The 13,019-nt window shown below is 63.6% G+C and carries 15 protein-coding genes; 9 read left to right on the top strand and 6 right to left on the bottom strand.

All coding sequences use genetic code 11. The features are described 5' to 3' along the window. Positions 1-30: 30 nt before the first annotated feature. The 3 genes from ABF859_RS08105 to dinB all read right to left on the bottom strand — a co-directional run bounded on the left by ABF859_RS08105 (position 31) and on the right by dinB (position 2,982). Positions 31-1,224 (bottom strand): MFS transporter, encoded by a 1,194-nt coding sequence (locus ABF859_RS08105; RefSeq protein WP_415527254.1) that lies wholly within the window; start codon positions 1,222-1,224, stop codon positions 31-33. Between the two features lie 129 nt (positions 1,225-1,353). After that, complete coding sequence (locus ABF859_RS08100; protein WP_415527253.1) at positions 1,354-1,797, bottom strand: hypothetical protein; 444 nt, start codon at positions 1,795-1,797, stop codon at positions 1,354-1,356. Positions 1,798-1,911: 114 nt separating this feature from the next. Then, on the bottom strand, positions 1,912-2,982 hold the full coding sequence (gene dinB / locus ABF859_RS08095; protein WP_415527252.1) for a DNA polymerase IV: 1,071 nt from the start codon (positions 2,980-2,982) through the stop codon (positions 1,912-1,914). 50 nt (positions 2,983-3,032) lie between these two features. Between dinB and ABF859_RS08090 the strand changes: the two genes are divergently transcribed. After that, a complete protein-coding gene (locus ABF859_RS08090; RefSeq protein ID WP_415527251.1) occupies positions 3,033-3,611 on the top strand; it encodes an NUDIX domain-containing protein in 579 nt (192 codons plus the stop codon). A gap of 33 nt (positions 3,612-3,644) precedes the next feature. Continuing rightward, entirely contained in the window at positions 3,645-4,202 is a 558-nt protein-coding gene (locus ABF859_RS08085; RefSeq protein ID WP_415527250.1) for a hypothetical protein, read from the top strand. Positions 4,203-4,205: 3 nt separating this feature from the next. On the opposite strand, the gene ABF859_RS08080 is transcribed toward ABF859_RS08085, so the two are convergent. From ABF859_RS08080 to ABF859_RS08070, 3 genes are all read right to left on the bottom strand, one after another. Next, complete coding sequence (locus tag ABF859_RS08080; RefSeq protein WP_415527249.1) at positions 4,206-4,499, bottom strand: putative quinol monooxygenase; 294 nt, start codon at positions 4,497-4,499, stop codon at positions 4,206-4,208. Between the two features lie 79 nt (positions 4,500-4,578). Then, a complete protein-coding gene (locus ABF859_RS08075) occupies positions 4,579-4,956 on the bottom strand; it encodes a hypothetical protein (RefSeq protein WP_415527248.1) in 378 nt (125 codons plus the stop codon). A gap of 59 nt (positions 4,957-5,015) precedes the next feature. After that, positions 5,016-5,825: a PadR family transcriptional regulator gene (locus tag ABF859_RS08070; protein WP_415527247.1), complete on the bottom strand. Its 810-nt coding sequence runs from the start codon at positions 5,823-5,825 to the stop codon at positions 5,016-5,018. 123 nt (positions 5,826-5,948) lie between these two features. Here ABF859_RS08070 and ABF859_RS08065 point away from each other — a divergent pair, with 123 nt between their 5' ends. From ABF859_RS08065 to hrpB, 7 genes are all read left to right on the top strand, one after another. Continuing rightward, a complete protein-coding gene (locus ABF859_RS08065; protein WP_415527246.1) occupies positions 5,949-6,731 on the top strand; it encodes a TVP38/TMEM64 family protein in 783 nt (260 codons plus the stop codon). Positions 6,732-6,774: 43 nt separating this feature from the next. Further along, entirely contained in the window at positions 6,775-8,043 is a 1,269-nt protein-coding gene (locus ABF859_RS08060; protein WP_415527245.1) for a multidrug effflux MFS transporter, read from the top strand. 13 nt (positions 8,044-8,056) lie between these two features. Continuing rightward, a complete protein-coding gene (locus tag ABF859_RS08055; protein ID WP_415527244.1) occupies positions 8,057-8,404 on the top strand; it encodes a response regulator in 348 nt (115 codons plus the stop codon). A 100-nt stretch (positions 8,405-8,504) separates the two neighbouring features. After that, on the top strand, positions 8,505-9,044 hold the full coding sequence (locus ABF859_RS08050; protein ID WP_415527243.1) for an adenine phosphoribosyltransferase: 540 nt from the start codon (positions 8,505-8,507) through the stop codon (positions 9,042-9,044). Between the two features lie 11 nt (positions 9,045-9,055). After that, positions 9,056-9,886, top strand: a complete 831-nt coding sequence (locus ABF859_RS08045; RefSeq protein ID WP_415527242.1) for an NADPH-dependent oxidoreductase — start codon at positions 9,056-9,058, stop codon at positions 9,884-9,886. 324 nt (positions 9,887-10,210) lie between these two features. Continuing rightward, a complete protein-coding gene (locus tag ABF859_RS08040) occupies positions 10,211-10,417 on the top strand; it encodes a cold-shock protein (RefSeq protein ID WP_215745346.1) in 207 nt (68 codons plus the stop codon). 92 nt (positions 10,418-10,509) lie between these two features. Then, complete coding sequence (gene hrpB / locus ABF859_RS08035; protein ID WP_415527289.1) at positions 10,510-13,017, top strand: ATP-dependent helicase HrpB; 2,508 nt, start codon at positions 10,510-10,512, stop codon at positions 13,015-13,017. Positions 13,018-13,019 lie beyond the last annotated feature (2 nt).

The raw sequence follows: 13,019 nt of genomic DNA, 5'->3' as shown, positions 1-13,019 counted from the left end.
CAGGTCCGTGTCAATTGGAGCAATGATCTGTCAGGGAGTCCGGCGGCCCAGCGAACGGCTGATCAGCACACCCACCAGACAGCAGATGGCGGTGGTGGCGAACATCGTCCTGTAGCCCGCGAACTCGATGACCTGTCCAAGAAACAGCCCCGAGCACGCAATGGCAAGGTCAATGAAGATGGAATAGGCGCCCAGAGCCGCCCCGCGGTTCTCCGGTCCAGCACTGTTGACGGCCAGAACACCGAGTGCCGGGAAGAGCAGCGAGAAGCCCGCCCCCGTCAGCGCCGCGCCCGCAAGGGCGGCTGAAGGCGTCTGGAACAGGCAGAGAATGAGGAGCCCAGCCGCTTCCACCAGCAGCGAGACGATCGCCACGAACACACCACCGCGCTTTGCGATCTGCGAGGCGAAAAAGAAGCGGATGACGACGAAGGTGAAGCCGAAGACCGCAAGGGCCGTCGCCGCGCCCTGCCAGTGCAGGACCGAATAGTACAGCGCCAGAAAGGACGAGATCGCGCCGAAACCGATGGATCCCGCCGCCAGCGCCGAACCGTGAGGCAGGACGAGTCTGAGGGCGCGGGAAAAGGAAATGGGCTGGCTGGTCGAGGGAATGGGTTTGACGCCCGGATAGAACCCGATGATCGCAAGACCGAACAGTGGCAGGGCCGCCGAGAGAATCCCCACCGAGACCAGCCCGCCATAGGGGGCGGCCAGCATGGACAGCTTGGCCCCGACCGGCGCGCCCAGCGCGATCCCGCCATAGGAGCAGATGCCGTTCCATGAAATGGCGATAGCGGTGTTTTCCGCTCCCGCCCGACGGATGTTCCAGACGATCACCCCTGTTGCGGCCCAGCTTTCCGCCCAGCCCAGCAGCAGGCGGCTGAGCAGCAGCACGCCCAGCGACAGCAATGGCGTGGCGGCCAGCAGCCCTGATCCTGCGATAAGAAGACCGGACAGAAGACAGGTGACCAGGCCACCGATGACGACCGGTTTGGGGCCGATCCGGTCCACCAGTCGCCCTGCGGAAGGGCGGGCCGCGAAGGTCGCGAAATATTGCAGGGAGAACGTGATGCCTGCGACGGTCGTGCTGTAGCCCAGTCCCTGATGAACGAAAATCGTCAGGACGGCATTGGGCAGGCCGATCACGATGTAGACGAGAAGATTGAACAGGACGACGGCAAGAACGCGTTTCGTCGGTGAGTCCGCCGGCGTGTCTTGCGCGGTCATGAAATCTGCTCTCCCCGGAGTTCGAATATCAAGAGACTCTTCATGGCATAAGCCAGATAAGGGAAGCCGTCACGGGGGCGTGTTCCCCTTTACTTCACAATCCCGAGTGAAACCGTCCGGAATGAAAGACTAGGCCGGCTGTCGCAGGCGGCCCGCGACGGACGTGCAGACGGTCTGACGCAGGGGAGCGGGCATGGAGGGCAGGGCATATTGTTCGTGCTGTCCCGTCCTGACGCTGAGGGCCTGAAGAATCCCCTGTCTTCCGACAGTGTAGGCGCTGTCGTTCTGAGCGGAAGTCGAGGGGACAGCGGTTTCGTCAGCGGTCAGGGCGGCGTTCTGCCGACAGTAATGCAGCGTCCCCGCAAGGTTGGCAGGTTTCGCCGAGGACAGATCCGGCTCTCCCAGAAAAGCCAGCGGGTTGCGGGCCGGGGAAAACGGGTGCCCCTGCTGGTTGCGGGAGAGGGTCTTTTCAAAGCCGGGTGACAGGGACGTTCTGGACGCGCAGGCCCCGAGCAGCAGAAGGGGTGCCATCAGCACGGCGGAAAGTGTTGGTCGGTGCAGGCGTGCGGTCATGAACGGCATGGGTCCGGGCAGTAAGGAAACAGCCCGTTTCAGGACAGGCTGATCCCCAACGCATCAGACGGCCGAAAGAATGCGAGGATTTGTGCCCGGTCTTTCCGACGCTTTCTAAAAGAGCAGTTCCATCTGATCGCAGGGCGCGGTTTCGGTGGCATGAAATCCTGAAAGCGTCAGCCCGAGCAGCCGCACGCCGGACACGAACGGAAACAGCGGCGCCATGAGGCTCTGGCCTGTTTCCAGCAGAACGTTTTCGGACGGAACCGGCGCGGACAGGGTCCGGGCGCGGGTGATCTGGCGGAAATCGGCGTATTTGACCTTCAGGGTCACGGTCCGGGCCTGAAGCTGGCGGCGCTGTGCGCTGCCCCACAGCTTGGCTGCGATCTGCGTCAACGCCTGATGCGCATCGGCTTCGGAGGTCAGGTCCCGAAGATAGGTCTGTTCGGTTCCGAGGGATTTGCGCTCCCGGTTCACGACGACAGGCCGGTGATCGATGCCGCGTGAAATGCCGTAATAGAACGCCGCCGCCTTGCCGAAATGCCGGGTCAGCGTCTCGATGTCTCGCTCCCGCAGATCGGCGCCGGTTTCGATCCCCAGCGCCCGCATTTTCCGGGCGGTGGCGGGGCCAATGCCGTGAAACGCATCTACGGGCAGGGTGGACACGAAGTCCGGCCCCATGGCGGGCGTGATAACGAAAAGCCCGTCCGGCTTGCGGTAATCCGAGGCCAGTTTGGCCAGAAACCGGTTGTAGGACACGCCGGCCGAAGCGGTCAGCCCCGTTTCGGTGTGGATATCGGCGCGGATGCGGTCCGCGACCAGCGTGGCGGAGCCATAGGCGCCCAGATGGTTCGTCAGGTCCAGATACGCTTCGTCCAGCGACAGCGGCTGGATCAGGGGCGTGTAGCGCGAGAAGATGTCATGAATCTGCGCCGAGACGCTGCGATAGACGTCAAACCGCGCGGGGACGAACACAAGCTCCGGACACAGACGTTTGGCCGTGACCGAAGGCATGGCCGAGCGGACGCCGAAGCGCCGGGCCTCGTAGCTTGCGGCGGCCACCACGCCCCGTGCCTCGCCCCGCCCGACTGCGAGCGGACGGCCGCGCAGGGACGGGTCGTCCCGCTGTTCGACAGACGCGTAAAATGCGTCCATGTCGATATGCACGATCCGGCGTTGCTCCATGAGACAAGTTTCGCCGATTCGGTAGAACGAAACAAGATCAGGATCCGTCCATGAGCTCCGAAAAAACTCTCGAAGACGCCCGCAGGGACGCCGGTTTCCAGACGCTTTCGACCCGGCTGGCCTACAGCAATCCCTGGACCGCGCTGCGTGAGGACATCATCGTTCATCCCAACGGAAAGCAGGGCCTTTATGGCATCGTGGAGCGGGGCGAGTTCGTCGTGATCCTGCCGCTGCATGAAGATGGCAAGGTCACGCTGATCCAGCAGTTCCGCTATCCGGTGGGCGAGCGGCTGTGGGAGCTTCCGATGGGCATGTGGGAGACGAAAGAGAACGTCGATCCGGTCGAACTCGCATTGGGCGAGCTGCGGGAGGAAACCGGTCTGCGCGCCGGCGAGATGATCCATGTGGGTAGCATGTATCAGGGGGCGGGCTACTCGAACCAGAAAGGGCATGTCTTCCTCGCCCGCAATCTGACGCGCGGCGAGACGGCGCGTGAGGCGACGGAAGAGGACATCACCTGCCACGACATGACGCTCGAGGCGTTCGAAGCCATGATCCGCAACGGCGAACTGAAATGCATGGTTTCGCTGGCCGCTTTTGCCCTGATCCGGGCAAAAGGCCTGATCTGAGGGGTTTTCCTCTGATCTCACGGAACTGGAAATGTGTCTGGGGCGCTAGGTGTTCTCCAGCACAGCATGAAGGTCCCGATGGTCGACACCGCATCGCCGTCTCCCGATACCAGCCAGATCATCGTACGGGGACATCCGACCGATAACGAGCTTCTCGCGTTTTACCGCTCGGAAATCCGCTTCGAGACCGAAGTCGTAAACGGCCGTTTACAGGCCCTTCTGGGGTCGCAGGCGTTTCTCGTCATTGCCTATGCGACGGCCATGACCGGTTCGACCAAGAGATGGGGCGACAGCATGGTGCTTCTGCTGCCGCCCCTGTTCTCACTGCTGGGCTTCGTGCTGGCCCTGATGGCGCTGCCGGGCATCCGGGCGGCCTATGCCGCGATCGGGAAATGGGAAGGCAAGCAGCGCCATCTGCACACCCGCAGCCCGGACCTGACCGATTTCACCCTGGCACCGAACGAGGACGAAACCCGCGATATGATGCGCCGCGCCCAGCGTGGCGCGCTGTTCGCCCATCAGGCCCCGTTTATCTTCATGGTGGCCTGGGCGGTCTTCGGGGTCATCCCGTTCTATCTGTATCTGAAATAGCGGTCAGGTCACGGCGTCCAGAAAGACGACCTCGGAACCGCCACCTTCGACCAGGGACGTGATCGTCTGGTTGAACACCCGGCCATGTTCCGTGGCCATGTGAGCGGCGAAGGCGTCGTCGTCCCGATACGTTTCCTGCACATGGAACAGGTCGGGGTCGGAGGCGAGCGTATAGACCATGAAGCGCTCGCAGCCCGGCTCGGCGCGGACGTCAGCAGCCAGTGCCGTCAACAGATCACGCAGGGTCTCGCGCCTGCCGGGCAGGGCCCTGAGCGTGGCGTAAAGGGTCTTGGCCATGACGGGGAACCTTGTTCTGGTGAAGGTCCGCCATCATTGGGCCGCCGTGGCCATGTCGCAAAGGCAAAGCTCCGTGAGGTCAGGATTTTTCCAGCAGCGTCTTGCAGCGCATCCAGGACATGCGGTCCCGGAAAATGAACAGGACGTAGTAGTCCAGCTCTCGGCTGCGGGTTTTTGTGGTGCGGGTATAGAAGGGATAGACGTCGAACGGCCCCTGAAGCCCGGTGGGTGCGGGCTCTGACGGCAGGCTGCACGTCACCCGGAACAGTGGCATATAGACCGCATCGTCTCCGGGATTGCGCCGCACATGCCACAGGTTGCGCCGAAACTTCTTCAGCCGTTCAGGCAGAAGAAAGACCATCGATTTCTCGATGAATCCCTCTCCGAAATGCTCCGGCCGGTAATACCGCATGTCTTCGGGCATATTGCAGAAATGGGGATGGTCCTGAACGATCATGGACCATCCTTTACGGCATTGCGTCAGCCGTTGGGAGAGGCCCCCCGGTGTCGCCGGCCTTATTCGGCTGGAGCATTTTCCGAAGAGGCTTCACCGGAGGCAGGCCCCGCGATTTCCGTTGCGGCGCGGTTCAGGATCGCCACGATCCGGCGCAGTTCGTCGGCATCCGCGCCCCGGCGGGATTTCAGGGCTGCCTTCAGCGCAAAGCGCGCGTCATGGAACGCCTGCCCCAGTGTCGGGTCGAGATCGTTGATGCCGGTAAAGGCGTCGCGGACATCGGCCATACGGGCCCCGATGCGGCTGAGGATATCGAGGATGCGGGCTGCCTCCTCCTTATTGGTCTCGTGATGCGCCTTTCCCTCTTCCGTCAGGCTGTAGAGCTTGCGGTTGCCTTCCTGCGTGACGGCGGCGAGGCCGGTCTCTTCCAGATAGGTGAGGGACGGGTAGATTACGCCGGGGCTGGGCTTGTAGAATCCACCGGACCGTTCTTCGAGACGCCGGATCAACTCGTAGCCATGGGCTGGTGCTTCGGCGAGGAGGGCGAGGATGACGAGCTGAAGCTCATCGGCCGTCAGCTTGCGGCCGCGTGTGAAGCCCTCGCCTCCCAGATCGCCACCAAAACCCCTGCCGAACCGGCCACCGAAGCGCCCGCCACCCATTCCGCCCCCACGGCCACCATGCCGACGGCCAAAACCGCCTTCGCCACGTTCCATGCCGTGATGACGTCCTCCGGGTCTTTCCCCTCGGCCTTCGCCTCGCTCTTCGCCTTCCGCAACCGGGCGACCCATGCGGAAGAATCCCCGGCGATGGCCGTGCTGGCCAGCATCCGGACGGTCATTATTGAAGCGCTCTGTCTTACGTTTGAACATTGTGTTCTCCTATTCGATATATCGAACGATATAGTATCTTAAGATATATCTTCAATGGAAAAAGACGGTTGATCGATTTTTTCCCGGACCCTGCTCCTGCGGCAGGGGCGCAGGCATGAACTGGTGTTTAGGGTCCGGGCCGTAGCCGAAGGGCGCTCCGGCTGGTATCGGGCAGGGATGGGTAGCCCGATCTCTCTTCCCCCCGATCCCGAACTGCGTCGCACGCTGCGGCAGCTCGTGCCCTGGCGCGCGGCCCTGACGATCGGCGCGATGCTGGTTCTGGTGGCCGCGCTCCAGCGGCTGCCCTTCATCCATCACCTGCTGGAAAACGCACCCCACTGGCACGAGACGCCGGGCGCGCCGTTGTGGTTCCTGCTGCTGGCCGTGCCTTACAGCGCGTGCGGGCTTCCCCGTCAGGCGCTCTGCGTGGCGGCAGGGCTCGCCTTCGGGCTGTGGGGCGGGCTTGTCCTGTGTTCGCTGGCCTATATGCTGGGGGCGGTTCTGGCGTATGGCTGGGCGCGGGTTCTGGCGCCGGCCGCGTTCCGGGCACGGCTGCATGACAGGCTGGAAGCGGACTATGCCGCGCTGGCCCGGACGCTCCATGCAAAGCCTTTCCGGGCGGTGCTGACGCTGCGGCTGATGCCGGTGGGGTCCGCCCTGCTGGTCTCGACGGCGGCGGGACTGTTCGAACTGCCGCTGCTGCCGTTCTCGGTGGCGACATTTCTGGGAGGGCTGCCGCAGACGCTGGTTTTCGTGCTGGTGGGGTCCGGGACACGGATCGGGCACGTCCTTCAGTTGGGGCTTGCGGGAATCCTGTTCGTCGTGTCGGGTGTGCTGGGCGCCGTTCTGCTCCGTCAGCATGGCCAGACTGCCCCGAAGGACAAGGCAGATACTCCGGCTTCCTGAAGAGCTTCACCCTCCGCAACCTGAATGGAACAGGCAGACGCGCATGACAGACCAGAACATGACATTCAGACGGGGGGATCCCCTGCCCGCATGGCTGCCGGTTCTGCTGGGAATCTTTACGGCTGTCGGGCCGGTCTCGACCGATGTCTATCTCCCGGCTCTGCCCGAAATGGAGCGTCAGCTTCATACGGCGCCGGGTTCGGGCAGTGCCACGATGGCCGCCTGGGTGATCGGGCTGGCCATCGGACAGATCACCATCGGCCCGATTTCCGACCGGTTCGGCCGCCGCTGGCCGCTGCTGCTCGGCATGCTGGGCTATACGCTGGGCGAAATCGGCTGCGCCATGGCGCCGAGCATGACGTTCCTGTGCATCTGCCGTGTCTTTTCCGCCATCATGGCCTCGGCCGGACTCGTGGTGCCGAACGCCTGCATCCGCGATCTGACGGAAGGCGACGAGTCTTCCAGGATGATGTCACGCCTGATCGTCATTCAGGGAACCGTGCCGATCCTGGCTCCGATGCTGGGCGGGTTTGCGCTGAAATTCGTGGACTGGCGTGTCATTTTCTGGGTGACGGCGGTCTATGGCGGGATCTGTACCCTGCTGCTGATGACGGTTTTTCCCGAAACCCTGCCGCCCCACGACCGGCGGGACCTGCGTCCTGTCTCCATCATCGAGCGCTACATCTATATCCTGCGGACCCGCAGTTTCGTCACGAATGGTCTGGTCTGGAGCTTCCTCGGCTTCGTGACCTTCACCTATCTGACGGCGGCGCCCATGCTGTTCGAGGACGTGTTCGGGATGTCGCCGTTCCATTACGGGATGCTGTTTGGCCTGTTCGCGATCTGCATGATCGGAGCCTCCGCCATCAACGGGCAGCTCGTGGGACGTGTCAGTACCGGGCGGATGCTGTTCACGGCGCTGGGCGTCAGTCTGGCAGGCTGTGCCATCCTGCTGCTGCTGGCACTGATCTCCAATTATGACGTTGACCCGCAGGGCCATATCAGGGCGATCTTCCTGTGGCCGCTCATCATCGCGCTCATCATCACGATGGCGCCCACGGGCATCATCGGTCCGAATTCCATGGTGGGCGTTCTCTCCGAACAGTCCGACCGCGCCGGATCGGCCTCGGCTCTGGCAGGAACGATGCAGTATCTTTTCGGGGCCGTAGCCAGTGCCCTGTTCGGACTGGTACCGTCGGGGACGGCCGTTCCGATGGCAATCTTCATGTCCTTTGCCTTTGCCGCGGCCATGGGGTTCGCCCTGCTGCGCCCCAATCTGCCTGCCGTGGCAGAACCGTCGAACCATTCCTGAGGAAATATCCATCATGAAGGCACTTCTGGTTGAAGACGACGAGGCCATTGCTCTGGTGGTCGAGACGGTTCTCCAGCGCGAGGGCTGGACGGTACGGCATGTCGCGGACGGGGCTTCCGCGCTGGAGGAGGAGACTCCGGATCTGCTGGTGACGGATCTCAACCTGCCCGGTGCGCAGAACGGACTGGAGATTGCGCATCTGCTGCGTGAGCGCCGTCCGCAGATGGCAGTCGTGCTCATGTCGGGCGACTATGAAGAGAGCGATATGGCGCCGCAGGGTATGGCGGTATTGCCCAAGCCGTTCCGCAGGGCAGGGCTTCTCGCGGCCATCGCACAGGCCCTCGGTCAGGTCCGGGATTAGGCTCGCGATTGGCCGCCCGGCGCAATCCGGGCTTGAGTCGGGGGGGAGAGTCCCCTACATGCCGCGCTGTTTGCCATGACCAGATGAAAGCCGTGCCGCCATGTCGTTTCAGGATCCCCAGCCGCTCGATCTCAAGAATTACATTCGCGAGATCCCGGATTTTCCGAAGCCGGGCATCCTGTTCTATGACATCTCCACCCTGATCCGCTCGCCCGATGCCTGGCAGGTCGCCACCGCCCGTCTGGCCCGCGCGATCGCTGCCTGGCAGCCGGACATCCTTGCCGGAATCGAGAGCCGCGGCTTCCTGACCGCTGCTCCGCTGGCGCTGCGTCTGGGCTGTGGCTTCACGATGCTGCGCAAGCCGGGCAAGCTGCCGGGCAAGACCATTTCCCTGAAATACGGCCTCGAATACGGCGAGGACGAACTGCACATTCAGGCCGACGCCATCAAGCCGGGTCAGCGCGTCGTGGTGCTGGATGATCTTCTGGCAACGGGTGGCACGCTGGCGGCGTCCGTTGATCTTCTGCGCAAGGTCGGTGCCGAAGTCGTGGGTGCGTCCGTGCTGATCGAGCTTGCGGATCTGAAGGGTCGTGAGAAACTGGACGTGCCGCTGAACGCTCTGATGACATACGACGAATAAGGAAACACCACATGTCGGGCACCTCTTCCGAACGGATTTCCACGCTGTGGCAGACACGGTACCGCACACCGGCGCCGGAAACCCTGCCGGACAACGCGGTGCTCGACCTGCTGCTGTCGCATCATTCGGTCCGGGCGTATCTGCCTGACGCCCTGCCGGAAGGCACGCTGCAAGCCGGTATCGCGGCGGCGTCCTCAGCCGCCACGTCCAGCAATCTTCAGGTCTGGTCCGTCGTGGCCGTGGAAAACGCGGAGACCCGGGCCAGACTGGCGGAACTGTGCGGCAACCAGAAGCATATCGAGGTTGCACCGCTGTTTCTGGCCTGGATCGTGGATCTGGGACGGCTGGAGCGGATTGCCGAACGGGCCGGCAAGGGTCATGAGGCGCTCGATTACGAAGAAGTTTTCCTCATGGCGACGCTCGACAGCGGGATTGCGGCCCAGAATGCCGTCACCGCCTTCGAATCCCTCGGTCTGGGCACGGTCTATATCGGCGGTCTGCGCAATCACCCCGAAGAGGTGGCCAGTCTCCTGTCGCTCCCGCCGCGCTCGGTCGCGGTTGTCGGTCTCTGCGTCGGCAGGCCCGATCCGTCCCATCAGAACGGTTACAAGCCGCGTCTGGGACAGGATGTCGTTCTGCATCGCGAGCACTACAGTACGGAAAACGAAGTTCAGGGCATCGCGGCCTATGACCGGATCGCCGATGATTACCAGAAGGAACAGGGACTGGCATCCCGGGCCTGGTCGGAAACGGTCGCCAGTCGTGTGGACAGTTTCAAAGGGCTGAGCGGCCGCCACGTCATGCGTTCGGTTCTGCACAAACTCGGCTTTCCGCTCCGCTAAACGTGAAGTCCGGCTCCGATAAGAAACCGTTTCCGATCCGGAAGTCCTTCAGGAAATTAAAGGTTCATTTTTCAGGATGTTGGCGCGGTTACTGGACCTGAAAAATAAACCTTTTCGGTAAAATCCTTTCCGGGAAAGAGACGGAAAGGGTTTTATTTTGACGTTGCTTCCGATCAGGGTCTTCAGGCATATTATAAATGCAGCTGTTTTTCCGGCTGGAGAATATCGCCTGCCGTTTTTCTGCGCAGGCGCACCTTCCCCCTCTGAAAAAACTGATTACGTGAATGTTTGCGCGTAAAGCTGCGTTATCAAAGGAGACCTGCAATGGCGACAGGTACAGTAAAGTGGTTCAACGCCACGAAGGGCTTTGGTTTCATCCAGCCCAGCGACGGCACCACAGACGTTTTCGTTCATATTTCTGCTCTCGAAAAAGCCGGGCTGCAGAATCTGGACGAAGGCCAGCAGGTCTCTTACGAGATTGAAGATGGCCGCAACGGACGCAAGTCCGCAGGAAGCCTCAAGGCGATCTGAAGAAATGGTGGCTCCGGCCACCATTTTTCGTTTCAGGCGCTTTTCCGCGCCATCGCTTTCGCGCAGGCGCACGGTATAACAGCGGCTCTGCCCTGCTGTGCCGGAGCCGCGCCCTGACTTTTACCCTTCCCCCCGAACTCCCCGTCACGGCAATCCTGCCGGAGCTTCTGGCGACGTTGCAGACGCAGCCCAACGCCGTCCTCGTCGCCCCACCGGGTGCAGGCAAGACGACGCTGACGCCGCTCGCGCTTCTGGACGCACCTTGGCTCGGGACGCAGCGCCTCATCCTCGTGGAGCCCCGTCGTGTGGCGGTCCGTGGCGCGGCGTCGCGCATGGCGTCGTCGCTGGGCGAAAAGCCGGGTGGCATCGTGGGGTTCCGCACCCGTACTGATTCCGCCATGTCCGCCAGAACGCGGATCGAGGTCGTGACCGAAGGGCTGCTCCTGCGTCGTCTGCTGACTGATCCGCTGCTGGATGGCGTGGGCGCGGTGCTGTTCGATGAAGTGCATGAACGCTCGCTGGATCTGGACGCGGCGCTGGCGTTCTGTCTGGACATGCAGCGCGAAATGCGGCCGGATTTGCGGATTCTGGCCATGTCCGCCACGCCCGATGGCCGCGCTTTCACGACGCTGATGAACGCCCCGCTGATCGAGAGCGAGGGCCGTCAGTTCCCCATCGACATCCGCCACACCCGCGACATTCCCCATATGCGCGACCTGCCCGAAGCCTGCGCCCGCGCGATCCGTCAGGCACTGGTGGAAGAAGAGGGCGATATCCTCGCCTTCCTGCCCGGCGTTGGCGAAATCCGCCGCACACAGGCGTTGCTGGACGGCACGGTCCCGGTTTTCCCGCTGCACGGCGAACAGACGACCGAGGATCAGGACCGCGCCATCGCCCCGTCCGACACGCGCCGCGTCGTGCTGGCGACGTCCATTGCCGAAACCTCCGTCACTGTCTCGGGCGTGCGGATCGTCGTGGATGGTGGCTTGCGTCGTGCCCCGCGTCTTGACCCGAATACCGGCCTGTCGCGGCTGGAAACGCTGAAAATCTCCCGCGCCACCGCCACCCAGCGCGCGGGCCGTGCGGGGCGGCAGTCTCCGGGCATCGCCATTCGCTTATGGTCGGAAATGACGCAGCGCAGCCTGCGCCCGCAGGACGCTCCGGAAATTCTCGTGGCCGATCTGACGGATTTCGCGCTTGTCACCGCCGCCTGGCAGGAGGTCATGGGAACGGCTCCAGACAGTCTGCCGCTTCTGGACACGCCGCCGACGGGCGTTCTGGCGGGGGGCCGCGAACTGCTCCGGGAACTTGGCGCGCTGGATGACGCCAACCGTATCACGGCGCTTGGCAAGCGCATGGCGTCTCTCGGCACGCATCCGCGTCTGGCTGCGATGCTCTGCGCCGCCCGTACACTGCCGGAACGTGTGACGGCGGCCTGTCTGGCGGCCCTGCTGGAAGAACGTGATCCGCTCCGTCCACGCCCGAACCGCCCTTCTGGCCCCACGCCGGGCGCTGATATTCGCGTCCGCTTCGCCCTGTTCGAGCGTGACGATCCCCGCGCGGATCGCGCCAGCCTGTTTCATATGCGCCAGTCCGCCAAACGCTTCCTGCGCCGCATGGGTGATCGGGACATGCCGCTTGTGCCGCTACCGGACCATGCAGGCTCGTTGCTGGCCGCCGGTTTCCCGGACCGTGTCGCGCAGGCAGCGGGTGAGCTCGGGCGTTTCCGGCTGGCGGGCGGGGGGAGTGCCCGCGTTTCAGCCAATGATCCGCTGGCGCGCGAAAAGCTGCTGGCCGGTGCGGCGTTCCATACGCGGACCTCAACCGAAATCACGCTCGCTGCCCCGCTGGACGCTGAAAATCTGCCGCAGACCCTGCTGGACCGGACGCGCGAGCAGGTTGAAACAACACTGGACGGCACATCCGGCCGCATCATCGCCCGTCGCAGGCTTCGTCTGGGCGCGCTGGTTCTGCGCGATCGCAACGGCGAAATCAGCCCCGAGGAAGCGCAGACGCTCCTGATGCAGCAGGTCGCCGCGACTCCGGCGCAGGCCCTGACCTGGACAGAGGCCGGACGTCAGTTCCAGGCCCGTGTGGCCCATGCCCGCGCGACCTACGCGCCCCATCTGCCGGACCTGTCCGATGAGGGGCTGGCGGCCTCGCTCGACTGGCTGGAGCCCTATCTGGCCGGATGTGACCGACTGTCGCAGGTCAGGGCGCTGGATCTGCTGTCCATCCTGCGTGCCCGTCTGGACTATGCCGATCTGGCCGCGCTGGACCGCAAGCTCCCGCCTCGCCTGACGCTGAAAGCCAGCACCCACGACATCGACTATACCGGCGCGGTTCCTACGGTCTCGGCCCGTGCGCAGGCTTTCTACGGCACGGCCCAGACGCCGCAGCTTGCCGACGGGCAGCTTGCCCTGCAATGCGCGCTGCTGTCTCCGGCCGGACGCCCACAGGCGATCACGGCCGATCTGGAAGGGTTCTGGAAAGGGAGCTGGGCCGACATGCGCCGGGACATGCGCGGGCGCTATCCCCGCCATGACTGGCCCGAGGATCCCGCGACCGCCGAGCCTCCCAAACCGCGTCCGAGGCGTTGAAT

Source organism: Gluconobacter sp., from assembly GCF_047722525.1.
Classification (GTDB): domain Bacteria; phylum Pseudomonadota; class Alphaproteobacteria; order Acetobacterales; family Acetobacteraceae; genus Gluconobacter.
The sequence above is the reverse complement of the archived record's forward strand: the minus strand, read 5'-3'. Positions and strand labels throughout refer to the sequence as shown.